Below are 24,909 nucleotides of genomic sequence, written 5' to 3'. Positions count from 1 at the left end.
GAACACGGGAATAATAAAATGATTACAAGAAAAGGGCCTTTGCGCCTGACAATCGGCCTGGCTGGCAGTGCGTTAAGCCTGCTCAGTACCATGGCATGGGGACAGGTAGATAACGGAGATTTCGAACAATGGCAGCTGGGTAAACCCAGCAACTGGACCACCATTGATTCGGGTATCTCATTGACTACCGAACAGAATCGTGTTTACAGCGGACAGACGGCTGCGGCCGTCAATGTACTGACGACGACGCAGGGGAATACCGATCTGGCACAAACCGTCACGGTTGAGGCCGGCAAGACCTACACTTTCAGTACCTGGGTCTATCATACTGAAGGCGGCGTCAGGGCTCGTCTGGTCGCTGACGGTTATCACAATTATTCGGATCCGCAACAATTAAACCAATGGCAACAACTGAGCCATAATTATACGGCCACCAGCAATGGCCAAATCACGGTGGGTCTGCGTTTTTATGACGTCAGCGGATTTGACGGCAATGAAACCGTCTATGTTGATAACTTTCAGCCCAGCGGCACTACGAGCACACCGCCGCCAACCGGTGGTGCCTGCCAGGCCAATGCGCTGACTTTCAATCTGACCACAGACAGGTATGGTGAGGAAACCAGCTGGGTCATTAAAAATGCGTCGAATGCGACTGTTGCCAGTGGTCAGAATTATGGTGCCAGCCAGAGCTATAGTGAAAACCTGTGCTTAACCGATGGCTCGTACACTTTTACGATATCTGATAGCTATGGCGATGGCATTTGTTGCAGTTATGGAAACGGTTCCTATCGCCTGAACGGTCCTTCAGGGACGATAGCGTCGGGCAGCCAGTTCACTTCATCGGCTTCGCACAGTTTCACGCTGGGAACGGATAATGGCGGTGGCGATGGTGGTGGCGATACACCGACAGGTTACTACAGTGCTGCGGCAGGTTTATCGGGTTATGCCCTGAAAACGGCGCTGCACAACATCATTGCCGGCCATAATAATCAGGGCTATAGCGCTATCTGGTCGTTCATCGATCAATACGAGCGAGACCGTTATTTTGAGAACAATGGTACGGTACTGGACCGCTACTCTGAAAAACCATCTGGCACGGACAGTCACGAGTTTACGGCGGTGGGCGATCAGTGTGGCACCGCGCGCGTTGAGGGCGACTGCTACAACCGTGAACATTCATTCCCGAAAAGCTGGTTTGGTGGCAAAATTGAGCCAATGAACTCTGACATTCATCATATCTTTGCCTCCGACGGCTATGTGAATAACCGCCGCAGCAGCTTCCCGTTTGGCGAAGTCGGCAGCAGCACTTATGTCTCAAGCAACGGCAGTAAAGTGGGCAGCGCCTCGGGCATAGGGTACAGCGGTACGGTGTTTGAGCCGATTGATCAGTTCAAGGGCGATTTTGCCCGTGCCTACTTCTATATGGCTACCCGCTATCAGGACCGTATCAGTAGCTGGCAGAACAATTCCAGCTACAGCGATGCGGTACTCAATGGCAGCAGTGATCAGGTTTTTGAGGCCTGGGTAGTTGCTATGCTCAAACGCTGGCATCAGGCCGATCCGGTTGATGCACTGGAGCGTGCCCGCAACGAAGGCGCCTACCAGTTCCAGGGCAATCGTAACCCGTTTGTGGATCACCCTGAATTTGTAGAGCAGATCTGGTAACTCCTACCAATCCAGTCATAGGTATCAGGCTCAGCGCACAAGGGCGTGGCTGAGCCAAACCAAAAAGGCAGACATCAGTTTGCCTTCACCGGTTTGCCTTTTTATCCATCGACTTTCAATCCACCACCACGCAAAATGATCCTGACCGCCTGGGTCACGGTCTGAGACAAGATGCCCTGGCGGGTTGTAAGCCATTGAAACAGTCCCCCCACCAATGCATTGAGCAGTGTTTGACTCAGCGCTTCAATATGCGCGGCATCAGGGCGTGGACCCTGCCATTGGCTCTCGTCCATGTCAGTAATAAATGCGCTAAAAATCTCACGGGCTTTCTCAAGATCATCCTTGTCCCGTTTAAGTAACGCACTGAACTCATCGGTGTATTCACACTTAAACAAGATCACTTCCTGAAAAGCAATCAAGGCCTCTGATTGTTCCAGAGTCTCGAAATAAAAAGTGATTGCCTCAATCAGATTCGCGGTGCTGGGCGTCATAGTTTCCAGCTTCTGCTGCGCTGCCTCATCCAGGGGCAGCGCATATTCCTGGGTGATCGCCTCCAGCACTTCTAGCTTATTCTTGAAATGCCAGTAAAACGCCCCTTTGGTCACGCCCGCCGCCTTAGAAATATCCATCAGGGTCGTGTGCGCGACCCCTTTTTCACTGAATAGTTGCAGCGCGGATTTGATCAACGCCAGGCGTGTCTGCTCGGCTTCTTCTTTGGTTCTTCTGGGCATCGGTAGTTTCCATCCAGGTGTTAAACAGGCTTATCAGATAGTGGCCGCGAGACTAGCATGTACATTGCCGGTATGACAATCATGGCCACCAGAGTCGATGCCAGCAAGCCAAAGATAATCGCAAAGCACAACGGGAACCAGGTCGGGTCGCTCAGCCCCAACGGCACCAATCCAACTATGGTAGTGATACTGGTACCAATTATGGGCCTGAGGCGATCCGCCGCGCCACGGGCACAGGCATCACTGAGCCCCACCCCGGCTTTAATATGACTGTTAATGGTGTCCAGCATCACGATGGCGTTATTGACCACAATCCCGACCAGTGCGATTAACCCTATCATGGCAGGGAAGGAAAAGGGGATCTGAAATACCCAGAACCCGGTAAAAGTACCAATCAATGCCAGCGGAATGGTAAACAGTACCACCAGTGGCTGTTTGAATGAGCCCAGCGCCAAAGTCAGAACCGCAAACACCATCATGATTGCCAGTACAAACACCATCCCGGCAGAACCATAGGTTTCTTCAGCGTTTTCAGCCTCTCCCGCATAGCTATACCTGTACCCCTCTGGCCAGGTTTGCTGCCATGCCTGCAGGTGGGGATCAAGCTGTGCAATCACTTCACCGACAGTGATCCCTTCTACTTTGGCTTTGATAGTAATCGCGCGCTGAGTCTGGGCATGTGTATAAAGTGGTGGCACCGCATCAATCTCATAGTCCACCAAATTGCCACCGGGGACCAGCTCCCCTTGCGGAGTGAATAAACTGATCAGGCTGATCTCGGCCAGAGACTTGGGGCCGCCAATCTCCTCATCCCGGCTCTCCCAGAAGGTGCTAAGCCGGATCTTCAAATCATCCTCCGTCCCTGCGAGTTTAAATTTGCCATACTCATCTGCTTCGGTTGCCAGGCGTAGCTGGCTGGCAAAATCCTGCTCAGTAATACCATGAAAATTCAACGCTTCCCGGTTGGCAGTCAGCCTCACCTGACTTTGCCACGCCCCCAGATTATTGCGCACATCCGTCACCCCATTAATGGTAGCCAACTGCTGCTGAACCTGACTGGCATATGCCGACAGCTGCGCCATATCGGAACCACTGAGCACAATTTGTACGGGGTCATCGTTGCTGGACCCGCCCACTTCTGGTGTAAACAGCAGGGTAATCCCTGCAACGTCGGCTAGCGTCTCATTCAGGCCCGCTCTGAGCTCAGGGACATATTCATAGGCTAACTGAGAGCGCTCATCCTTAGGCACGAATAATGCCGAGAACCCCACCAGATTCGGATTTTCATTGAGCAGTAACTGATCACTGATAGAGCTGATTGCTCTGGGGCTTTTCTTGCCCACGTACATAGTCACGTTTTCAAAGTACGGCTGGGTGGCAAGATACGCGCCGGCCCGCTCGGCCACCGAGCGACTTTGTGCCAGTGTCGCATCCGGTCCCAGCTCTATGGTGATGGCAAGGTTTCGGCCGTCCGCCTTTGGATAAAGCAGTGACGGCAGCGTGCTCATCAGCCCAATTGAGATCAGCCACACAATAACGCTGCCTGCAACCCAGGCGCCCGCGCGTCGGCGACTGCGCAGGGCAAACCGATTCAGCCAGCGCTGCAAACTTTGCCCGGCGATCTGAGTCAGCCTATCGACCCTGCTCATCTGAGTCTGTTTAGCGTTGCTCAGCAAATATTGCGATAAAGGAATACAGATCACAAAGGCAATCAGGTAACTCAGTACCAGGCACAACACGGCGGTAATGGGGATCAGACGAATAAACTTACCATCCACGCCGCCGATGGCCATCATGGGCGCCATCGCCAGAATCGTGGTCAGCTGACCCGAAAACGCCGGCATGGCATAGGTCTTCACGGTTGCCAGCGCCGCCTCCTTAAACGACAGGCGTTTGCTGTAGAGGTTATCGTGCATCCCTTCCATCACCAGAATGAAGACGTCCACCAGCATGCCCAATGCCAGCACCATACCAATAATCATCATAGTATTCAGGGTATAACCGAATAAACCGAGGATCATCAGCGCCCCCAGAAAGGTAAGCGGGATCGCAGTCCCGGCGATCAACGCTTCCCGCCAGGTCAGTAAAACCATTAAAATAATGAACACTGCCAGCATGGCCTGCCAGATGTTACTGAACACATTGGCAAAAGACTCATCAATCAGGGCACTTTCATCGCTGATGATTTGTACCTTCAGACCATCCGGCCAGAATCCCTGCGTCTGGTACTCCGCCATGGCTGCTTTTACTTCATTGATAAGCGTAATGGTGTCAACGCCCGGACGCTTTTTCACCCCCAAAGACACCCCCTGAGTAAAAGGCTCTCCCAACTCAGAGAAATACGTTTCGCTTTTGACTTTGTCCAGCCCTTTGTAAACCAGCGCCACTTCTTCAAGCCGGATCAGACGATTATCGCTCAGTCGTGCAATCGGCAACTGCTGCAATGCCCTGATATCATCAAAACGACCTGCCAGGTACAAACGATGAATACGATTACCATCGTCATACTCACCCCAGCTGGTATCCAGGTTGGCCTCTTCAATACGCTGGCGAACCAGACTGGGAGAGAGTTTTAAAGACCTGAGTCTGTGTGGCAGCATGCGCACATGCACCACAGTTTCTCGATAGCCGCCCTTATCCACCTTTTTTACCCCAGGTTTGGCCTCCAGGCGCTTTTCAATTGTTTTAACCACCTGACTGAAACTGGTGTCATCCAGCGATCCATACAACATAAACTCGATGACAGGCGTGTCATTCACTGAGACTTGTTCGATCAACGGATTTTTTACCGCACCTGGAAATTCAGCTTTCCCTTCATCGACCTTCGCCCTTAATCGCTGCATCGCCTCATTCATTGGTTCATCGGATTTGAACTCCACAGCAATCACGGCATAAGAAAACTGTGAGCCACTTTGCAGCTTTTTAAGCCCCTGCAAACCATTGAGCGCGTCTTCCAGGGGTTTAGTTACCTCCTTTTCAACCTGCTCTGCCGCTGCCCCCGGCCATTCAACTGTAATAATGGCCTGAGGTATTTCCAGATCGGGATAATTTTCTTTCAACATGCCCGAGTAAGCCAGTACCCCGCCGACCAATAAGATGGCCAGCAACAAAGTTGAAATGACTTTATCGACAAACAGTTTATGCGCCAGACCCTGCTTATTCATGGGTCACTCCCACAACACGTACCGCGCTGCCATGCACCAACAGATGCTCGCCGTTCACGACCACCTGCTGGCCAGCGCTCAACCCGGACAGGATCTCAATACGATCGAGATCTTCAATGCCCGTTTCAACTGGCGTCAGTTGCGCCTTGTTCGCTGCGTTGATGACATAAACAAAAGGCTGGTTGTTGCGCATCATCACGGCCTGATGCGGCACACTTAACGCCAGTGGTTTTTCTGCCACCTTGATCCAGGCACTGACATGCATGCCATCTTTGAGATGCTGCGCGCCTGCAAAAGTGTGCACTTTCACTTCAATCGCACGCTTACTCAGACTGATACTCGGGCTGACAGAGAAAATCTTGCCCAGACTGATATCCCCGGTGGTAAAGCCACTGTTAGCAGCATTCAGCAGCTTCTCATTGCTCCAGCTCAGATATACGGTTTGCCCTTCCGCCAATTTGTCGGCAGCGTAATAAGGTACGTTTAAAGTGACTTCGTACTGACTGGTGTCGATCACCACCATGGCCGCATGCGTTTCCCGATCTTTATCTGACATCACCGCAGCCGGTCCTGCCCAGTAATCCCCCTGACGAATGTTTACTGTTCTAAGCTGACCATCAAAGGGCGCAAAGATGCCGGTCTTTTCCAGATTCACCTTGCCCTGATTTAGCTGGGCTTGCGCCGCCAGCTTTTGACTGCGCGCAGAGTCCAGTGCCGCCGTTGCGGTGTGCATGGATTGCTGCGCATTCAGCAGCTCGGTTTTGACGGCTTCAAAACGCTCTTTGGCAATGAGCTTGCGCTCCCACATTGATTGCGCACGCTCAAAACTGGTTTTCGCCAGATTATGGTTATTCTGTGCCTGATGCAGTTGCGCCTGCGCCTGCTCAATGCCCAGCACCGCGCTGCGCAATGACGCCTCATAGCCCTTAACGGCTTCAGCGCCGGTACGCTCATCAACCCGTGCCAGCAGCTGACCAAAACGCTCTCCCGGTTTAGGTCCGGTGACAAAACTACCTGCGCGCAAACGGTTACCACTTTGATCGTCAGCCAGAAAAACAACCTTGCCGCCGCTTTCAAAATTCAGGTACTCGCGGCGGATCCCTTGTGCAATCCCTTCTGCAAAGGCCCAGTCTCTGATCGTCTGTTTAGTCACCGAACTTGCCTCAACAGCATGGGCAGCTGGTGTATTGTTTGCATAGCCTGTATCGACCAGCAGCAAACTCATTACTGTGGCCGCAATTACTAAATATGATTTCACACTCACCCTCTTTTACATACCCTATGGAATGTTTGGATTATATACATACCTGAACGTATGTAAATATAGATTTGTGTATTTTCTCAGCAAAGACGATATCGCAAGCGGGTTAAAACCGTCTCTCGGATACCGTTAAGTAAACAGCTTTGGTATTAAAATCTAAGTTAAAAGAAAAGGTTAAAGAAAGAGAATCGTGGTCAGTATGACGTATGCAAACTATGTACATCGCTCAAATACAGTGCCCGAAAAGAAAAAGCGAGCATACCCAAGGTATACTCGCTGCAGAATAAAAAAACCGGTCTAGTCCGTTAGACCGTAACCTACTCAACGGGTTGTGAGCTAATAAGCTAAGGCAATGGGCTGGCCACTGGCTGTTATCTTGGCTCTATGGTTAAGGGAGATAATGTGATTTTTGCATTATTGCTGGCGCCCATATACCCGCTATAGTTCTGGCCTTCAAACAAGGTATAAAACACATCAACATAGTCATCATCATTGCTGAACCAGTGATCTGGCATCGCTTTGATCAGCTGATTAGTCAGCTGAGGAATAATCGCATAACCCTGTACATTGGGATCCGGAATGGTGCGCATGACCTGAGTGACAATATCCAGGAAAGTCGTCGCTAAATCTTTGTAGTTGGTGTTGTCATCCTGCTCCATGAGCAAGACATCAGCCGCTTGCCAGCGATAACGTTCCCAGTGGATAAGGATTTGATTCGGTGTATAGTCAGTGCCGTCATGGTCAAGGTAGGGCATATCAACAATATCCAGAACCGGCTCATCGCGCGACGGGTTCACACCGGTGACAATGCCATACACTTCAGCCTTACCCAGGATCCACGGCTCCTGATCATTGTTTAGACGAATACGCTTCAAAACACTGGTCGAAATGGCTTCAGACTGAGTCGTCATCTGGTTCGCTTGCAGCATATCGCGAGATAAACGCTCAGCACCCTGTGTCTGTCTGGCGCTGCTAAAAATATCCTGCATCACGGCTAGGCCTTCGCGACGTACCTGTTGCTGATCCAACTCAAGCACAAGCACAGGACGCTGCGGCATTTGCTGAGCATCCAGCAGATGAAGCTGACCGTCACTGTCATAGGCCTCTACGTGGATCCAGGTCTTATCATCCCCTTTAGGTGCAAAGGCGATCAGCGGCTCTTCGCCTTCCTGCCATTGGCTCAGCATGTCTGCAGAGGCCAGACGTAATTGATACAGGTTGCTATCACTTTGCGGCAATCCTTTCAGTACCCGGGTCTGTGTGCTTGCCTGGCCGATCAGCGATTGCGCCTGTTGCGATACCTGCATGTCCTGCACAGTCAGGCGAGACTGGCTTGCCAGTGTTGACTGCCAGCGCGAACCCTGGCTTGACAACTCTTGCGCCAAAGACTTCGCCATCACCTTCTTGATATCACTGACCTGAAAAGCCTGTGGATTAAAACGATCAATTTGTGCCAGCGGCGCTGCCAGGTTATTTAAGGTATCAACCGGGGCTGCAGTTGCGCTTGCTGCTGCACTCAGGCTCAGGGCCAGTGCAGATAAGGTCATCTGAGATATGCGTTTCATTGTTATAATTCTCCAGAAATAATCCTGTTCTGGCCTCACCTGAACCACGGGAAGCCACCTCTCGTGTGCCAAATCAAGATAAAACACGAAAATTAAATTATCAACACATTAATATAAAATTTACACAGCTCATTTAACAAATAAAAACTAAAGTACTGTTTTATATAAATTTAAAATGTTAAAAAAAGAATGGAAATTGGATCTAGTTAGTAACAAGAGTGATGACTCTATTGGAGTTTTGTCACTATTATGGGTTAAGGAATAATGGTGAGGCGGCAACAGCAGCATAGTTGGATCAGTACGGTTTACCGCGCTGATCCGACTCAACGAGCAATGAAAGGCTTAATAAAAGGGGTTACTGCTCGGCTGGATACAAGGTGATCTCCATCCCGGCACCGATAGCAGAGATCCGTAACAGCGTATCGACGTGCAATGCCTGGGAGTAACATTTAGGCTGTTCCCCGCAGCTAAAACCGATGTCAAAGGTCCGCTTAGAACACCCCAACCACTGTTTCAATGCGGCCTTAGAGCATGACTCTATTAATTCACACAGGTGGTTAATGGCTTTATCCGGGCTCGTCACCTGAGTGCTGGCTTCTATTCTCGCCAGCTGGCGATACTCATCCTGATCATAGTGCAGTACCACCGCGTTCTTTTTAAGATCCGCAACCAGGGCAGAAATATCCTGCTTGGATTCTAACTCTAAATCGACATTTAAAAACTGGATTTCTGACATGACGGGACATTTACCTTGTTTCTTTTTGAGTAGTTAGTTGCCAGACCTGAGCCATGTTCACGCGACAAAACACATACGATTGGCAGGTGCGACAATATGTCACTATGGATTTTACGCGAATTCTCATAAGCTATCAGCAATTTTGACGAAAAAACAGCACTATGAATAAATCCAGCTTTAAACCCATCCGACAATTTCACAAGCTGGCCGGCTATCTGCTGGCATTACAGATCTTTGCCTGGCTGCTCGGTGGCCTGGTGATGAGCGCGATCCCGTTGGAAATGGTGCATGGTAAGCACCTCGCCAAGCGTAACCTGGACAACCCTTTCACGCTCGCCGACTACCCGGCCGATTTGGACCAGCTGGCACGCCGCGTTGACCAATTCAACGCGCTGACCTTCAGTCATTTTTTGGATCAACCCGTAATCATTGCCACCGGAGCAGAAACGGCCTACTTCACCGCCACTGGCGCCCCCTTTCCCAGCCCGACCGAAACGCAGATCCGTGCCAATGCCCGCGCCCACTATCTGGGTGACAGTGCGATTGAATCTGCACAGCGACTTACCCGAGGGCCTCGGGAAGTGCAGTATCGGCCGCAAGTCTGGCAGGTTACTTTTGCCGACATGTTCAGCACCACCCTATACCTGGATACCAACAGTGGCCAGGTGATCACCGTCAGAAGCACGCTTTGGCGTATTTTTGACTTTTTCTGGATGTTACACATTATGGATTATGATGAGCGTGATGACTTCAACAACCCATTACTTATAACGTTCGCAGCCAGTAGCGTGGCTTTTTGTCTCAGCGGCATACTGTTACTGTTGCAGTCTCCGCCCTGGCGACGACGCCGTTCACGCGGTTGAACTTTTTTTTTTTCGTCGCGGTCTTACATTTACAAATTGTGCTGCCGTTGACATTAATTAACAATCAATCCGGTCTTTATATTGTATTGTAGAAATAGTGTTGATAGTTTTTAGTGCAATGACTAAACAGGATAGAACCATGAAGCAATTCAGCAGCTTATACCTTGCCATCGGATTGGCGTTAAGCACCAATGTGCTTACCGGGTGCGGTGGTGGCGGTACCGAGAGTGGGACAAGCGGCGACACCAATAATGTTACCACGCCCGATAGCAGTAACGGCAGCAGCACCGGTGACGGCAGCACAGAACCCAGCTGGCAGGCCGGTGTGTTTGCACCAGCCAGCAACTTCATAAACTTTTGTGCCAACCCGCGTTCGGGGGTCGATAAATACAATAATGATCAGCCTTACCCTGACAAAACGGGCACTGTGATGCACGAAAAAATGTGGTTGCGCTCATTCAGTCATGAAACCTACCTTTGGTACGACGAGCTGCCTGATAATAACCCGCAGGACTTTAGTACTGTTGCAGACTACTTCACGCAGCTCAAAACCACACAACGTAACCCTGATGGGTCGTTAAAGGATCAGTTTCACTATTCCGAAACCTATGAAAATTATCAAAAAGAGAGCCAGTCAGGTGTGACCACCAGTTATGGGATCCGCTGGGCTGCAATAGAAACAGCACCACCACGTAACTTTACCATTGCTTACGTTGAACCCAATTCACCGGCAGCGCAGAGCGGGCTCACACGGGGTGATAGTCTGCTCAGCGTTGATGGACTTGATTTCGTCAACGGCGATGCAGTGGCGCAACTCAATGAGGCTCTGTTCCCCACTGAAACGAAAGCCCATACATTTGTCTTTCGTTCTGTTCAGGGCGATGAGAAATCGGCCGAAATGACTGCCATCGATTTCGCACTTTCCCCGGTGCAAAACGCAAAGTACATAGATCACGGCGGGAAACGAGTCGGCTATGTACAGTTTAATCAGTTTATTGCCAGTGCTCAGGGTGATCTGATCAAGGCTTTCAATGACTTTATCACAGATGGGGTTAGCGAGTTGGTGCTGGATATGCGCTACAACGGTGGGGGCTTGATCCACAGTGCCGCGCAGCTGGGCTATATGATTGCAGGCGATAGCTCGCTGGATCGTAATTTCGGTGTGACGACTTACAATGCTAAACGCCAGGGCAGTAATCGTATCTATACCTTTGAGCCGCGCCAGATAGACTGGGCCCGAGAGGTGTTCCTGAACGACACCACCTTGCCAACGTTGAATCTCTCCAGAGTGTATGTGCTCACTACCGATGATACTGCATCCGCAAGTGAAATGGTCATCAATGGCCTGCGCGGTATAGATGTAGAGGTCATCCAGATTGGCACCACCACGCGCGGTAAACCCTATGGGTTCTTACCCGCGCCCAACTGCGGCATGGTGTATTACACCATTCAGTCAAAGTCTGCCAATGAAAAAGGCTTTGGGGACTATGCTAACGGCTTTACCCCAACCTCAGCAAGTGAGATCAGCGGTGAAGCCGGACTGGATGCCAGAGTACCGGGCTGTCGCGTTAACGATGATTTCAGCAACGCTTTGGGTGACAAAAATGAACGTCTGCTTGCTACCGCTTTGCATCACAGTGCAACCGGAAGCTGCTTGTTCAACGACGCCCCGCAAGGTACATCAGCGAGACCGGGAGATGCCGACATCAGTCATGCTGTGACTCTGCCATTTAAGCCACTACGTGATGGTGCTATTCACGCAACGTTGGAAGGTCAGTGATCATGAAATATTCGGGATGGTGTGCAACCTTACTCACTGTGCTACTCAGTGGCTGCCAGTACTCTAAAGCAGCCCCTGTGCATGCGGCGTTAATTGAGCAAACCACACCGGCCATGATCCGTGAAATTCAAGATGCCATTGTCGCCCTTAAGGGCGGCACTGCACCTCGGTTGGCACACAACGTTTTTATGCAGCAATCAACGCTGTTGCTGGAAAAAGGCAACAGTCTGGACCCTACTGGACAACCAATCCTGGGGAGCAAAGAAGGCGGAATAACCGGCTTCGAGCTGCAAAAACGTGCTGACCAGTGTGTCTTGTATTATCCCAGAACGAAAAAGTACCAGGTGTTAGCCACTGTGCCCTGCGTGATCAATCCACAGCAGCCTGAGCGCCGATAACAGCGGGAATATTTTGTAGCCAGCGACTGCTTGCAACCTTTCCCCATATCGGTAATATGACTGCCACTAATTGAGGGAGTCGTATGTCGTTAACATCAATCGAACTATTTACACCCCAGCTGCCATTTACCAGCCATAGCTGCGCCTTTCGCATTGCTGCCTATCAGGACAGCGATTTTGCGACTTTCGCACAGCCATTGCCCGCCAAACTCAGCCGCGCTGTGGCCAAACGCAAGGCCGAATACCTGGCCGGGCGCTACTGTGCCAGTCAGGCACTAAAAGCATTGGGACTGCCACATACCATCATTGCCAGCGCAGAGAGTCGCGCGCCGATTTGGCCTGCAGGCATTCAGGGCACCATCACCCATACTCGGGAGCTGGCGATGGCCATGGTCTGTGACGACCCTGCAATACTGGGGTTGGGAATTGATCTGGAAAGAAAGATGTCACTCAAGCAAGAGCAAGAATTACAGACACAGATCCTGGCAAAGGCAGAGCAACCGGCTTTCGAGCGGCTAGGTCAGGTGCATGCCTGTCCGCTGACCCTGATCTTCTCTGCCAAAGAAAGCATCTATAAAGCGCTCTACCCGGTGGTACAACGCTTTTTTGGATTTGAAGCGGCATGCCTGGTGGAGCACAGCGATAATCAGTTATGCTTTACGCTCACAGAAACGCTTCATGAGACTCTGCCGCAGGGCACCCGGATCAGCGTGTATTTTCAGTGCAATGACGAACTGGTGCTGACCGAGTGTTGTTTGCGCGCTGACGTTTAAGCCGGCTCAGTGTGTTTTGATGGCGTCTGGGGCGCCACTTGTACAGCTTCACTGAGACACCCGTTGTCCATTTTTAGTAACCGATCGGCCAGAGCAAAATACTTGTCATCATGAGTGATCACCAGCACGGTTTTGCCCTGAGCGCTGAGCTCCGGCAGCAACTCGCGATAGAATACCTCTTTAAAGACCGGATCCTGATCAGCGGCCCACTCATCAAAGATATAGAAAGGTCTGTCTTCCATATATGCCACTACCAGCGCCAGACGTTTACGTTGACCTTGCGATAGCTTTTGGGTGGTAAAGGCCCCATCCTTAATCGCCACTTTGTGATGCAGATTAAGTTTGCGGATCAGGGCATTGCCTTTATCTTCCAAATCCTGCCCCTGGCAACCCAGAACCCGATCAAAGAGATAAAAGTCACTAAATACGGTGCTGAACAGCTGACGATAATCATCAAATTGCCGGGTCTCAAGTACCTGATTGTCGACCTGGATTTGACCTTTCTGCGCTTCATATAAGCCACACAGCAGCTTGGCAAAAGTCGTCTTACCGCTGCCATTGCCACCCACCAGATAAACTAACTCGCCTTTGCGCAGAGTCAGATTAATAGGCGTGAGGGCAAACACTTCGTCACTTTGTTCGTGATAATAACCGTGGCTAATGTCCTTAAGGTTCAGTTGCTCGAACGTGGTCATGGCTTGGTCGCTGTGCGGCATCAAGGCCATTTCTTCTGTCAGTGTGGCAATCGTATTGGCCGATGCTTTTGCTGCGGCAGCTTTAGGAATTGCCCCAAGCATCACTTCCAGTGGTGTGAGCATATACAAGAAAAGCAGTGCAAAACCAGACATCACTTTGCCGGTGTCTTCGGCTTGCCCTGACAAATAAAACAGTGCGCCACCGATGAAAGCAAACACACTGAATCCACCCCAGGATGCAGCATAATGGTAAATACTCGCGCCCTGTACCCGACGTTTTTGCAACAGGGTAATGGTGTCTCCAATCACCTGATTTAAAAAGGTAATACGCTTTTCGCGATGCAGTTTAAGCTCTTTGGCACCGGCATAAATCGCGTCGAACTGTTCATACAGCGCATCCTGAATACTGGCGGCTTCAGAGACCTTTCTGAATGCGGTGGCGTTCGCCAGACTGTAACCTACAGAGCCTAAGATCAGAGTTAACATGGCAAAAACAAATACCTGCCAATCCAGCCAAGCCATATAGACAAAGCTCCCCAGTACAATCATGCCGTTACTCAGAATATTGGGCAGCCCCTGAAAGAACTCCGCAACCCGAAGACTGTGCTCGGTCAGACACGACTTTATTTTACCGGCACCTTGTGCTTCAACATGACTGAAGCGGGCACCTATAACGTGCTCCGCCACCTGCTGACGTACCGTCGCCTGACTGAGTTCACTGAGCTGCTCTGCCAGTATACGAGATACCAGCTGTAACACGACGCCCAGACAGGCAAGGATTGCAAACAGGGTGAACTGCTCAGCCCGGGACTCTTGGGTGCCATTGATGATTTCGTTGATAAGCGCGACCAAAGACACGCTTATTACCCCAAACAGAATACTACTGAAGGCGGTCGCGATGAATCGCCACCAGGTATTTTGGATCAATTTTGCAAGCACTGTGACTCTCTCATTTGCTAACGCGAATTTACTTATATGGCTTGACGATCTGGAAGTAAAAAAATTCACCCTTCAAACGTCTTAACTAAGTCTTTTAAACAGTAAGTGAAATCGAGGTTCTTTTGCTACCGACACTGCAGCCATTTTTTCAGGGGCCCTTTAGCGAATATGGCGATGCGATGGCACTGTCTCAGTCTCAGTCCGAGCCGACGCTGGCACAGTGTTTAGACGAGCGCGGACTGCTCGCAACAGCAATCACTGGCTGGGCACACTCGCAGGGAATAGCGCCTGGGCGGGCACAGGCATCTATCTGGCATATGTTGTATACGATCAGAGTGATGCCATCTGTGTTACTGAGTCATAGCCTGCTGATGCGCCCTTTACCGCTGAGTACCCACTCAGTAAGACTGTGCCTAACAAGCCAGCGACTCATGCTGGCGCACTGCGGAGAAATCAGCCCATTCTCAGACGATACTGATAGCAGATACCATGCGCTGATATTCGAGCACTTTGTGCCTCTACACCACTATCTGAACGAACAGTTTGGCATTGCGGAGCGCGTACTGTGGAGCAGCCTGGTGTATCGGCTAAACCATCTCAGCAAAACGATTGCAGGGCACTTGCCCAACCCAACTCAGTTAAACCAGGATATCCACTGGCTTTTACACACTCAACAGTGGCGTGGTCAACGCAACCCCTTGTTCAGGGCCCACCAAAAAGGCTTTGACGTGGGGGCTATGCGTGTACGGGGCGATTGCTGCCTGATGCACGAACACCCGGTTAAGGGCTACTGTGATGATTGCCCAAAACGACCTGAACACATGCACATGCGCGCATCAGTTGCTAAATCTTTGTCGCAATAATACGTCTTGAACACATTCAATCAGTGGCAAATTGTTTCTCACTGACACGATTTGATGAATACGAGGAAGAAATCGCATGCATGCTGGTCACCTATCCGATGTCCCCCAGACCCTAGAATTGGGGGAGTTCCGGCCTGAGCAGGACTGTTTGTTTGTTTCCGGGCAAAACTGCCTGGTTAGTCGTGGCGTAGCACGTCGCTTTACGCTGCCCATCAACGACACTGATAATTTGGCTAACCAGTTGCAGCAAGCCTTAAACAACGCTGCACAGACCAGCCAGGGTCAGGACATTGCTTTCGGTGTGGTGCCCTTTTGTAAGCAACAGCAGGCACAGTTTATCATCCCGGAACAGGTCAGCACGCTGGACAAGCACCTGTTTGCTCAGTGCCTGAGTGCACAGCCTACACGTGCTCAAACGCCCAATCGCTTACAGTCAGTGCACTACAAGCAAGACAGAGCCCATTTTGAGCAAACCGTACGCGATGCCAAAACCCTGTTTGCCGACGGTGAGCTGGATAAAATCGTGCTCAGTAAGCAGGTTGAATTACAGTTTGAGCAGCCACTGGACCAGGTTAGCGTGCTTTCACAGCTGCTGGCACAAAGCCCCAGTGGTTATCATTTCTCTATCCCCGGCCAGTTACACGATGCCCATGCGCAGCGCGATGCCGGCGTACTCATGGGGGTGAGCCCGGAGCTGTTGCTGCGCAAATCTGACGGACAGATCTTCAGTAATCCGCTGGCCGGTTCAATTCCTCGCGATCCGTGCCCCAGCGTCGAAGCACAACGTCGCTCAACTCTGTTCGCATCAAAAAAAGACCGCTATGAACATGCCGTTGTGCTACAAGATATGGCACAGATCCTTGGCCCGCTTTGCTCTGCGCTGCACATTCCAGAGCAACCGGATCTGCTCAGCACGGCCACCATGTGGCATTTATCGACTGTTATTGAAGGAACACTCTCTGACCCCCAACAGCCTGCCATTGCGCTGGCCAACCGCCTCCATCCCACGCCCGCACTGTGTGGCAAACCCACAGAACTGGCATATCAGCATATTGATGCACTAGAGGGCCATGGCCGTGGCCTGTTCTCTGGGATCGTTGGCTGGTGTGACAATCAGGGCAATGGTGAATGGGTGGTGGTGATCCGCTGCGGTTACCTGCAAGCGAACCTCGCGACCTTATTTGCCGGCGCCGGTATTGTGGCCGCCTCTGACCCCAGCTCCGAGTGGCTGGAAACCGAAGCCAAATTAAACACTATGCTGAATGCGCTGGACGTACGGCATGCCTATCACTTAGCAACGAAACACACACTATGAGTATTGAATATACCCCTTGGCCTGAAGAGCTGGCCGCCCACTATCGCGCCCAGGGCTACTGGCAGGATAAACCACTCACCAGCATTTTGAACGAACAACTGGTGCATAACGGGCAAGGCATTGCCGTCGCCGATGCCAATCGACAACTGAGCTATCAGCAGCTCGATGAGTACAGCAGCAACCTGGCGGCTCATCTGGCCAGTCAGGGGCTGCAACAGGGTGATACCGCGCTTATTCAGCTGCCCAACTGTGTGGAGTTTTATATCAGCTACTTTGCGCTGCTTAAACTCGGCGTGGCGCCGGTGTGTGCCCTGTTTAATCATCAACGCACTGAGCTGCAAAGCTATTGTGAAATTTTGCAGCCTAAGCTGCTGTTGGTTTCTTCTGCTCAGCCACTGTTTGCAGATGAATCCTTTTCTCAGGAGTTGTTTAACCGCTTTGCCTGCATCAGCCATATTATGGTGGATCACAGTAAAGGCAATAGCGAACTGAAACAGGCGTATTTGCACGCACGCGCCTTCCGTGCGCCTGAGCTCAATCCAGAAGACGTCGCCTTCTTTCAGCTCTCCGGTGGCAGCACAGGCACCCCTAAATTGATCCCACGCACCCACAACGATTACCTTTACTCTGTGGTTGCCAGTCGGGATATTTGCCAGCTGCACGGGGATACCCGCTATTTGTGCGCACTACCGGCACCGCATAACTTCCCGCTCAGTTCGCCAGGCGCACTGGGCGTATTCGCAGCCGGCGGCTCAGTGATCCTGGCCTCAGATCCCAGCCCCAGTCACTGTTTTCCTTTAATCGAACGCTTTGCCATAACCCACACCGCGCTGGTACCGCCGGCACTACAGCTGTGGTTACAACACGCCGCACACAGCAATCATGACCTGAGCAGCCTGACGCTGATCCAGGTTGGCGGCGCTAAACTCAGCCGCACTGTAGCCGAACAGGTCAGGCCGGTGTTGGGTGCCCAATTACAACAAGTATTTGGCATGGCAGAAGGCCTGGTGAACTACACCCGTCACGACGATGATGACGAGCTGGTACTGACCACTCAGGGCCGCCCGATTAGTCCCGACGATGAGATCAAAGTAGTGGATGAGCATGGCCTGCCCGTCGCACCTGGTGAAGCCGGCAGACTCCTTACCCGAGGCCCTTATACGTTCCGCGGCTACTACAAGTCACCTCAGCATAATACCAGTGCATTTGATGCTGACGGCTTTTATGCCTCCGGCGATCTGGTCAGGCAACTGCCCTCCGGCCACCTGATTGTGGTTGGCCGTGATAAAGATCAGATCAACCGAGGCGGCGAAAAAATTGCGGCAGAAGAAGTAGAAAACCATTTACTTGGCCATCCACATATCGAGCAAGTCGCCATAGTGTCTATGCCCGATGCCACTTTGGGCGAGAAAAGCTGTGCCTTCGTGGTGGCAGCCGAAAAACTCACCCCTTTACAGCTGAGAAAGTACCTGCGCCAGCTGGGGATCGCCGATTTCAAAGTGCCCGACAAATTCCAATTTGTAACCGACTTACCCCTGACTGCGGTCGGCAAAGTCGATAAAAAAGCCCTGCGTGCCACCTTCGACGGCCAGGCCTGATTAACAGAAGAAGTAAAAAAGACAATGAGTATTCCTAAGTTATCCCATTACCCGTTACCCCGCGCTGCGGAGTTACCTGAAAACCGCGTTGACTGGCAGCTGGATGCCAGTCGTGCCGCCTTACTGATCCACGATGTACAGCATTACTTTGTGGGTTACTACGGTGACAATAACCCCCTGATTGAAACCATGATCAATCATATTCAGCGCCTTAAACAGTTCTGTTACGAGCAGGGCATTCCGGTGTTTTACACCGCGCAACCAATCAAACAGGGCCAGCATGAACGTGGACTGTTGAGTGACATGTGGGGCCCGGGCCTGCAAGACCCGGCACAACAACCGATTGTCGATGCGCTGGCACCCGGCGAGCAAGATGTCGTGCTTACCAAGTGGCGTTACAGTGCCTTTCAGAAATGCGACTTTGAAGCGCAACTACAAGAGCGCGGCCGTGACCAGCTAATGATAGTCGGTATTTATGGCCACATCGGGGTGATGACCACCGCTGTAGATGCCTTTATGCGTGACATTCAGCCGTTTGTGATTGCCGATGCGATTGCCGATTTCAGCCGCGATGAGCATCTGATGGCGCTGAACTTTGTGGCGGGACGCTGCGGTAAAGTGGCTACTGTGGCTGACATTCTCGGTGAAGAAACTCAGGACATCACCACACTTGAGGGCCTTAAAGCGCATATCCTGCCGCTGATCGACTGTGAAGCCGATGAATTTGACGAGCATGAAAGCCTTATCGACTATGGCCTGGATTCCGTGCAGGTGATGAATCTCATCGCGTTGTGGCAACAACAAGGTATTGAAACAAACTTCATAGAACTGGCACAGATCCCGACCCTGGCTGCCTGGATTGACTTGCTGGAAGAGCGTAAGGAAGACTAATGTCACAGGCATTGCCGTTAACGGACTCACAACAAGCTATGTGGTTGCTGCATACCATCAGCGGCCGTGGCGCGCTGTTCAATGTGGCCGAGTGTATTGAGTTTAAAGGTAAAATTTCAGCGACTATGTTGCAGCAGGCTTTTGCACACGTCTGGCAAAGCAGTAACTGCCTGAGTTGTCGTTTTGTTCATGACAATGCTTTTACCCCGCAATTAAAGCCGTATGCTGAGGTGCCAACCCTGGATATCATCCAGCTTGACGCTCAGCCAGAGGATATTCCCGCCTTTGCCGAGCAGTTTGTGACACCGGCAATGGCCAGAGCCTTTGTGTTAGAACAAGATGCCCTGCTGAAACTAACACTGGTACGCGCTCCCGAGCAGGATTTACTGTTTCTGGTTGGCCACCACTTATTGCTCGATGGCTATGGGTTTGGTCTATTCACCCAGGCACTTAATCGTTGTTATAACGCGCAGCAAAAAGGCAAGCCACTGCCCAAGTTGCCATTTGGCCAGCAACAAGACTTGCTCACTTTACACAATAGTGAAGCCTATCTGGCACGCCAACAAGTCGCCCGGGCCACACTCAACAACTGGTTAGACGGTGTACCTGCCCCACTAAGCTTCAGTCACCAAAAAGAAGATGTCACAGAACCAAACAGACGTCTGAGTCAGGCCTTTACTCACACCGACTGGCATACCGTGATGTCTGCCGCCTCGGTATGTCAGGCGGGTCATGCCGAAGTCCTGCTCGCGGCGGTCAGCGCGGCACTGGTTGCCAAGACTGCGCAATACCACATAACGCTGGGCCTTATCATGATGAACCGCCAGCACCAGCATGAACTCAGCACGCCTTGTGTACAGAGCAATGTTATGCCACTGCCACTGGAGCTGGCGACAGACATGACACTCAGCCAGTGTTGTCGGGTCATCAATCAGGGTATTAAAGCGCTCAAAGCACTGCAAACTTACCGGGTTGAGGATCTCAAGCGAACTCGTCAGCAGCAAGGTAAAGGTACACATATATTTGGCCCGACCGTTAACCTGCTGCCCTTCACCAGCAGTCCAAAATATGGTGGAATTGCCAGCCACTCCCATATACTCAGTGCCGGTACGACCGACGACATCATGTTGCAGTGGCACCTGTTGCAGGATCAACCTGCCAGGCTGGATGTCGATGCCAATGTGGCGCGTTATTCAGATCAGCAGCAACAGCAGGTGCAGGCTGCCATATTCCGGGCTGCTCACTACTGGTCTCAACATCCCACCCAAACACTGAGCAGCGTGGTCACAGCATTAAACGGAGTCTATGACCATGTCTTATGATGCGCGACTACAGCAGGAGTATCAGGGTCAGATTGTCTGGATCAGTGGTGTCGGTCAGGGCATCGGACTGGCTACAGCCCAGCGCTTTGCCGCCCTTGGGGCGAAAGTGATTGGCTTTGATCGCCAGTTCAGTGACACCGACATACTCGAGCGTGCCGTGCAGTGTGATCTGGCAGATTTGACGGAACTGGAAGCCACTTTAAACGAGCTGCTGGCTCAGGGCCTGGCGCCATATAACCTGATCAACATCGCCGGGGTCTTGGAGCTGGGTGAGGTAGAGCAGTTATCACTGACACAATGGCAGCACTGCCTGAATGTCAATGCGGGTGCCGTGTTTACCTTTATTCGCGCCTGCACGCCCCACCTTAAACAACAACAGGCAGGGGCCATTGTGACGGTTGGCTCCAATGCCGCACACACCCCTCGTCAACAGATGGCAGCCTATTGCGCTTCAAAAGCCGCCGTTACTCAGCTTACGCTGAGCGCAGGGCTGGAACTGGCGAACTTTGGTGTACGGTGTAATGTGGTTGCTCCGGGTTCGACACTGACGCCAATGCAAACCGGTATGTGGCAGGACGAGCAAGGTGCACAGCGCGTCATAGAAGGTTTTGCCCCCCAGTATAAGTTAGGGATCCCGCTTAAAAAGCTGGCCACGGCACAAGAGATTGCCGATAGCGTGGTATTTCTGGCGTCAAAGCTTTCATCTCACACCACCTTGCAAACTATCACCATCGATGGTGGTGCGACTTTCTAAGTTGTTCCGCACAATCAAACGAGCCCGGTTATGGGCTCTTCCTTCGCTGTTTATGTCAATGCCGCCAGTTGCTGCGCCTGACGCTGTGCGATTTGTGTTTCCTCAACACAAAATGCCTGGATCACGAGCTGATAAATATGCGCCAGATCGGCAATGTCCTGTATCTGTGCAGATTCATTGATTTGGTGGATGTTGTCGTTTTTCAGACCAAACTCAATGACCTGGGTATGACTTGAGGCAATAAAACGGCCATCCGACGTACCGCCATCTGTAGTCAGCATGGGGACCTGACCCACCACGCTCTCTATCGCACCACAGATCAGGGCCACAAAGTCATCCGCCTGATTGAAATACGGCGCACAAGGGCGCTGCCACTCAATGTCATAATTGAGGTCTAAATCCAGCAATATATCGTCGATCAGTCGTTTCAGCTCCGCTTCGTTAAAGCGACTACTGTAGCGAATGTTAAAGCACACATCACAGGCACCCGGGACCACATTATCGACAAATTCACCACTGTTGAGCTGCGTCACCTGAAATGTGGTACCCGGCATTTGCGCACTGCCCTCGTCCCATTCCAGCGCCAGTAAACGCTGCAACAGGCGTGACGTATGATGCGTGGCGTTATCACAGTTATGTGGATAGGCCACATGACCCTGACGGCCATAAACCCGAATATGGGCAGACAAGGAGCCGCGACGACCTATCTTAAGCACATCACCCAGCGTCTTACGACTCGATGGCTCTCCCACCAAGCAATAATGCGGCAGGTGATCTACACCTTGCTGTTTCAAATGGCTCATGAGCACGGCGGTGCCGTGTTCCGCCTCTCCTTCTTCGTCGCAGGTAATCAAAAACATCAGACTACCGCGGCTGCATTGTTCGAGCAGAGACTCAACAGCCGCAATAAAACAGGCTATTGCCCCTTTCATATCGGCTACCCCACGACCATATAAGCGGCCATCCTGGATCTCTGCAGCAAAGGGCGGACATTGCCACAGCTCGACCGGCCCGGGCGGCACAACGTCCAGGTGACCGGCAAACGCCAGGGTTTCACCTGGTCCAAATACTCTTTTCGCCACCAGGTTTCTGACGCCCTGACGAGTGACTTCGTGACAGTCGAATCCGAGTGACTGAAGCTTACGGATCAGGAAACACATGCTGCCAGCATCTTCAGGTGTGATGGATTTATAACGTACCAGCTTCTGGGTCAATGCAATGGCATTTTCACTTAATGACTGGCATTTTTCCAAGGCAAAGTCGGCAACTAACATATTGGTTTCACTCACTCGTTTTAGCGCAAAGAACATATGGGGCGACGGCATTTAGCAACGTAGCCACGGTGAACTAGCTAGACGAGTTATTGACAAAAAAATTCACATTTTATGAGAATTTATTGCGCTCGCGCATGGTAATTCTTTTTCCCTTACTTTTTGCGCTGATTGCACCTGACGGCCCCTAAAGAAACCCGCACATCTTTCGTCTTTATGACAATCAATATTATTTCACGCCCCCGTGCGTGCGATTTAAGGTAATCAAAGGCAGAAAAATGAAACTATATGACGTGATTGGGATCGGGTTCGGCCCAGCCAACCTGGCACTGGCTATCGCCCTGAAAGAGCAAAACAAACTGAGTGATCGAGTGTGTTTTATCGAGAAACAGCCGGACTTTTTGTGGCATGGTGGGATGCTGCTGGACAACACTGATATGCAGATCTCTTTCCTCAAAGACCTGGTTTCATTACGCAACCCAACCAGTCATTTCAGCTTCATTAATTATTTACATAATCAAAACCGCCTGGACAGTTTCATCAACCTGAAGACCTTCTATCCTTCTCGTCATGAATTCAATGACTACCTGCGCTGGTCAGCCAGCCATTTCCGTGATCACTGTCACTTTGGCGAGCAGGTCAATGACGTTGAGCCAATTATTGTCGAAGGTAAAGTTGATCACCTCAAAGTCACCAGCCGGGATGCCGAGGGCAATCAAAGCGTACGTCTGACCAAAAACCTGGTTGTGAGCGTTGGCGGTTCGGCGAAAATCCCCGCCCCATTTGACGCACTGAAAGACAGCAATCATGTTTGGCACTCGTCGCAGTATTTGCACAACAAACATAAAGTCAAAGCGGGTGATCGCGTTGCGATTATCGGTGCCGGACAAAGTGGTGCTGAGATTTTTGCTGATCTGGAAAACATGACTGAGCAACCACAGGTTGACTTAATCATGCGTGCCGGTGCAATGAAGCCTGCTGATTCAAGTCCATTTGTAAACGAGATCTTTGACCCTGCATTCACCGATGTGGTGTTCGACAAGTCGCCAGAGCAAAAAGACCGCTACTTTAACGAATTCAGAAGTACCAACTACTCTGTCGTCGATGAGCCATTGATTGATAGTATTTATGCCAGTTTGTATGACCAGAAACTTAAAGGAGGCAATCGCCTGGCTATTCGCCACCGTACCTCTGTCAATAGCGCAGCAATTGATAACGAAGGTAAGATCAACCTGGATCTGGAAGGTGTACAAAGCCGTGGGGTACAAAAGTACGACCATCTAATTCTGGCGACTGGCTACCAGTACCCAAGCCGCTCGCCGCTTCTTGAGCAATTGGCAGAATGGCTGAAGCCAGATATCAGTCGCTACTATCAAATTGAAACGGCCGACAACTTTATGCCAAAAGTGTTTACCCAGGGTGTCAATGAGCAAACCCATGGCATCAGTGACTCTTTACTGTCAGTGTTGGCGGTACGCTCAGCGGAGATCGTCGAAGCGCTCGACCTGTAATCAAGTGTGCCGGGGAGGACATTCAGTCGCTCCCCAGTCCCACCGCTCAGAAAGAATAGCGGGATACTTCACGCTCGGCGTCGTCCAGCAGCTGACAACTTTCATTGCTGGTGCGCCAAAGCGCTCGCGGGCTGTTGATGCTGTAGCCGCCAGTCTGCGGATCTATATAGTTGGAATAGACCCGAATAGGTGCCTGAGGCGCCAGCTGGGCCCCCTTTGGGAAAATAAATTGCGCATCCCCCTTTACGGCGCGAATTTGCCAGCCACTGATGTCCACACGGCAATCTGACATATTAAATAGCTCAACATATTCATCACTGAAATCTCTGCCCCCCTGACTGTCGCAGTGCACATCGCTGATGATCACAAGGTTGTGGGCTGACTGGCCATATACAAACTGATAACGCAGCTCACGATGTGCATCAAACAACAACACCCTGTCACCCCGACGGTTTAAAGCATTGGCCGCGTTAAAGCTAAGTTCACCTCTCCTGTCAATGTAGACACTGAGCTCCTCCCCCGGCCGCAAGATAGTATCTGGGCCAAATGTAAACGTCTGAGCTGATGATGCTATCTCTAAACACCACCCATTGAGGTCACAAATATGCTCCCCCTTGTTGCATAACTCAATATGCTGCGCGACTTTGTCTCGGTCTACGTTAACGATTTCAATCGCCTGCGTATGATCCATTGTTAATTACCTCTATTTTGTACACCTAAGATCTCTATTTAAACGCAGGCAGGGGGCTTTTTCTATCACACTTGATTACACCAGCTTGTGCGCACCCAGTCGATCTGCTGACACAAAAAAGCC

20 protein-coding genes are annotated in these 24,909 nt (G+C 51.2%); 12 read left to right on the top strand and 8 right to left on the bottom strand.

The window, feature by feature from the left end; all coding sequences use genetic code 11:
- The first annotated feature begins 18 nt into the window (after window positions 1-18).
- Entirely contained in the window at window positions 19-1,665 is a 1,647-nt protein-coding gene (locus CWB98_RS12475) for an endonuclease (protein WP_138545181.1), read from the top strand.
- Window positions 1,666-1,766: 101 nt separating this feature from the next.
- Here the strand turns inward: CWB98_RS12475 and CWB98_RS12470 are convergent, their stop codons facing one another.
- The 5 genes from CWB98_RS12470 to CWB98_RS12450 form a co-directional block, all read right to left on the bottom strand.
- The gene (locus CWB98_RS12470; RefSeq protein ID WP_138545180.1) at window positions 1,767-2,396 is read right to left on the bottom strand and encodes a TetR family transcriptional regulator; all 630 of its coding nucleotides are present in this window, start codon (window positions 2,394-2,396) and stop codon (window positions 1,767-1,769) included.
- 20 nt (window positions 2,397-2,416) lie between these two features.
- A complete protein-coding gene (locus CWB98_RS12465; protein WP_138545179.1) occupies window positions 2,417-5,560 on the bottom strand; it encodes an efflux RND transporter permease subunit in 3,144 nt (1,047 codons plus the stop codon).
- Entirely contained in the window at window positions 5,553-6,818 is a 1,266-nt protein-coding gene (locus CWB98_RS12460; protein ID WP_138545178.1) for an efflux RND transporter periplasmic adaptor subunit, read from the bottom strand. Before CWB98_RS12460 ends, CWB98_RS12465 begins: the two co-directional genes overlap by 8 nt.
- 374 nt (window positions 6,819-7,192) lie before the next feature.
- Complete coding sequence (locus CWB98_RS12455; RefSeq protein WP_138545177.1) at window positions 7,193-8,386, bottom strand: DUF3103 family protein; 1,194 nt, start codon at window positions 8,384-8,386, stop codon at window positions 7,193-7,195.
- Window positions 8,387-8,741: 355 nt separating this feature from the next.
- Window positions 8,742-9,122, bottom strand: a complete 381-nt coding sequence (locus tag CWB98_RS12450; protein ID WP_138545176.1) for a hypothetical protein — start codon at window positions 9,120-9,122, stop codon at window positions 8,742-8,744.
- Between the two features lie 161 nt (window positions 9,123-9,283).
- Here CWB98_RS12450 and CWB98_RS12445 point away from each other — a divergent pair, with 161 nt between their 5' ends.
- The 4 genes from CWB98_RS12445 to CWB98_RS12430 all read left to right on the top strand — a co-directional run bounded on the left by CWB98_RS12445 (window position 9,284) and on the right by CWB98_RS12430 (window position 12,936).
- The gene (locus CWB98_RS12445; RefSeq protein ID WP_138545175.1) at window positions 9,284-9,985 is read left to right on the top strand and encodes a hypothetical protein; all 702 of its coding nucleotides are present in this window, start codon (window positions 9,284-9,286) and stop codon (window positions 9,983-9,985) included.
- Between the two features lie 139 nt (window positions 9,986-10,124).
- Complete coding sequence (locus CWB98_RS12440) at window positions 10,125-11,765, top strand: S41 family peptidase (protein WP_138545174.1); 1,641 nt, start codon at window positions 10,125-10,127, stop codon at window positions 11,763-11,765.
- 2 nt (window positions 11,766-11,767) lie between these two features.
- The gene (locus tag CWB98_RS12435; protein ID WP_138545173.1) at window positions 11,768-12,163 is read left to right on the top strand and encodes a hypothetical protein; all 396 of its coding nucleotides are present in this window, start codon (window positions 11,768-11,770) and stop codon (window positions 12,161-12,163) included.
- An 83-nt stretch (window positions 12,164-12,246) separates the two neighbouring features.
- Window positions 12,247-12,936 carry a 4'-phosphopantetheinyl transferase family protein gene (locus CWB98_RS12430; RefSeq protein ID WP_138545172.1) on the top strand — a complete coding sequence of 230 codons (690 nt, stop codon included), beginning with the start codon at window positions 12,247-12,249 and terminating at the stop codon, window positions 12,934-12,936.
- On the opposite strand, the gene CWB98_RS12425 is transcribed toward CWB98_RS12430, so the two are convergent.
- Window positions 12,933-14,570 (bottom strand): cyclic peptide export ABC transporter, encoded by a 1,638-nt coding sequence (locus tag CWB98_RS12425; RefSeq protein ID WP_138545171.1) that lies wholly within the window; start codon window positions 14,568-14,570, stop codon window positions 12,933-12,935. The two genes, CWB98_RS12430 and CWB98_RS12425, sit on opposite strands and share 4 nt — an antisense overlap.
- A 122-nt stretch (window positions 14,571-14,692) precedes the next feature.
- Here CWB98_RS12425 and fhuF point away from each other — a divergent pair, with 122 nt between their 5' ends.
- The 6 genes from fhuF to dhbA all read left to right on the top strand — a co-directional run bounded on the left by fhuF (window position 14,693) and on the right by dhbA (window position 21,313).
- Window positions 14,693-15,433, top strand: coding sequence for a siderophore-iron reductase FhuF (fhuF, locus tag CWB98_RS12420; RefSeq protein WP_138545170.1), 741 nt, complete (start codon window positions 14,693-14,695; stop codon window positions 15,431-15,433).
- A gap of 76 nt (window positions 15,434-15,509) precedes the next feature.
- Window positions 15,510-16,748 (top strand): isochorismate synthase, encoded by a 1,239-nt coding sequence (locus CWB98_RS12415; RefSeq protein ID WP_138545169.1) that lies wholly within the window; start codon window positions 15,510-15,512, stop codon window positions 16,746-16,748.
- Window positions 16,745-18,346, top strand: a complete 1,602-nt coding sequence (locus tag CWB98_RS12410; protein ID WP_138545168.1) for a (2,3-dihydroxybenzoyl)adenylate synthase — start codon at window positions 16,745-16,747, stop codon at window positions 18,344-18,346. The genes CWB98_RS12415 and CWB98_RS12410 overlap by 4 nt, the downstream gene beginning before the upstream one ends.
- Before the next feature lie 24 nt (window positions 18,347-18,370).
- Entirely contained in the window at window positions 18,371-19,237 is an 867-nt protein-coding gene (locus CWB98_RS12405; RefSeq protein WP_138545167.1) for an isochorismatase family protein, read from the top strand.
- Window positions 19,237-20,559 carry a condensation domain-containing protein gene (locus CWB98_RS12400; protein ID WP_138545166.1) on the top strand — a complete coding sequence of 441 codons (1,323 nt, stop codon included), beginning with the start codon at window positions 19,237-19,239 and terminating at the stop codon, window positions 20,557-20,559. The genes CWB98_RS12405 and CWB98_RS12400 overlap by 1 nt, the downstream gene beginning before the upstream one ends.
- Window positions 20,549-21,313: a 2,3-dihydro-2,3-dihydroxybenzoate dehydrogenase gene (dhbA, locus tag CWB98_RS12395; RefSeq protein WP_138545165.1), complete on the top strand. Its 765-nt coding sequence runs from the start codon at window positions 20,549-20,551 to the stop codon at window positions 21,311-21,313. The genes CWB98_RS12400 and dhbA overlap by 11 nt, the downstream gene beginning before the upstream one ends.
- A gap of 50 nt (window positions 21,314-21,363) precedes the next feature.
- On the opposite strand, the gene dapE is transcribed toward dhbA, so the two are convergent.
- Entirely contained in the window at window positions 21,364-22,587 is a 1,224-nt protein-coding gene (dapE, locus tag CWB98_RS12390; protein WP_171045643.1) for a succinyl-diaminopimelate desuccinylase, read from the bottom strand.
- A 275-nt stretch (window positions 22,588-22,862) separates the two neighbouring features.
- Between dapE and CWB98_RS12385 the strand changes: the two genes are divergently transcribed.
- Window positions 22,863-24,095 (top strand): lysine N(6)-hydroxylase/L-ornithine N(5)-oxygenase family protein, encoded by a 1,233-nt coding sequence (locus CWB98_RS12385; protein WP_138545163.1) that lies wholly within the window; start codon window positions 22,863-22,865, stop codon window positions 24,093-24,095.
- A 46-nt stretch (window positions 24,096-24,141) separates the two neighbouring features.
- Here the strand turns inward: CWB98_RS12385 and CWB98_RS12380 are convergent, their stop codons facing one another.
- Window positions 24,142-24,786, bottom strand: a complete 645-nt coding sequence (locus CWB98_RS12380; RefSeq protein ID WP_138545162.1) for a lamin tail domain-containing protein — start codon at window positions 24,784-24,786, stop codon at window positions 24,142-24,144.
- Window positions 24,787-24,909: the final 123 nt, after the last annotated feature.

It is taken from the genome of Pseudoalteromonas rubra (genome assembly GCF_005887115.1).
GTDB lineage: Bacteria > Pseudomonadota > Gammaproteobacteria > Enterobacterales > Alteromonadaceae > Pseudoalteromonas > Pseudoalteromonas rubra_F.
Note: the sequence above shows the minus strand (reverse complement) of the source record. Positions and strands in the feature narration are given on the sequence as shown.

Bases quoted from the DNA above. Each gene is read 5' to 3' on its own strand.
- CWB98_RS12475 (WP_138545181.1), top strand. From the start codon at position 19: ATGATTACAAGAAAAGGGCCTTTGCGCCTGACAATCGGCCTGGCTGGC.
- CWB98_RS12470 (WP_138545180.1), bottom strand. From the start codon at position 2,396: ATGCCCAGAAGAACCAAAGAAGAAGCCGAGCAGACACGCCTGGCGTTG.
- CWB98_RS12465 (WP_138545179.1), bottom strand. From the start codon at position 5,560: ATGAATAAGCAGGGTCTGGCGCATAAACTGTTTGTCGATAAAGTCATT.
- CWB98_RS12455 (WP_138545177.1), bottom strand. From the start codon at position 8,386: ATGAAACGCATATCTCAGATGACCTTATCTGCACTGGCCCTGAGCCTG.
- CWB98_RS12450 (WP_138545176.1), bottom strand. From the start codon at position 9,122: ATGTCAGAAATCCAGTTTTTAAATGTCGATTTAGAGTTAGAATCCAAG.
- CWB98_RS12445 (WP_138545175.1), top strand. From the start codon at position 9,284: ATGAATAAATCCAGCTTTAAACCCATCCGACAATTTCACAAGCTGGCC.
- CWB98_RS12440 (WP_138545174.1), top strand. From the start codon at position 10,125: ATGAAGCAATTCAGCAGCTTATACCTTGCCATCGGATTGGCGTTAAGC.
- CWB98_RS12435 (WP_138545173.1), top strand. From the start codon at position 11,768: ATGAAATATTCGGGATGGTGTGCAACCTTACTCACTGTGCTACTCAGT.
- CWB98_RS12430 (WP_138545172.1), top strand. From the start codon at position 12,247: ATGTCGTTAACATCAATCGAACTATTTACACCCCAGCTGCCATTTACC.
- CWB98_RS12415 (WP_138545169.1), top strand. From the start codon at position 15,510: ATGCATGCTGGTCACCTATCCGATGTCCCCCAGACCCTAGAATTGGGG.
- CWB98_RS12410 (WP_138545168.1), top strand. From the start codon at position 16,745: ATGAGTATTGAATATACCCCTTGGCCTGAAGAGCTGGCCGCCCACTAT.
- CWB98_RS12405 (WP_138545167.1), top strand. From the start codon at position 18,371: ATGAGTATTCCTAAGTTATCCCATTACCCGTTACCCCGCGCTGCGGAG.
- CWB98_RS12400 (WP_138545166.1), top strand. From the start codon at position 19,237: ATGTCACAGGCATTGCCGTTAACGGACTCACAACAAGCTATGTGGTTG.
- dhbA (WP_138545165.1), top strand. From the start codon at position 20,549: ATGTCTTATGATGCGCGACTACAGCAGGAGTATCAGGGTCAGATTGTC.
- dapE (WP_171045643.1), bottom strand. From the start codon at position 22,587: ATGTTAGTTGCCGACTTTGCCTTGGAAAAATGCCAGTCATTAAGTGAA.
- CWB98_RS12385 (WP_138545163.1), top strand. From the start codon at position 22,863: ATGAAACTATATGACGTGATTGGGATCGGGTTCGGCCCAGCCAACCTG.
- CWB98_RS12380 (WP_138545162.1), bottom strand. From the start codon at position 24,786: ATGGATCATACGCAGGCGATTGAAATCGTTAACGTAGACCGAGACAAA.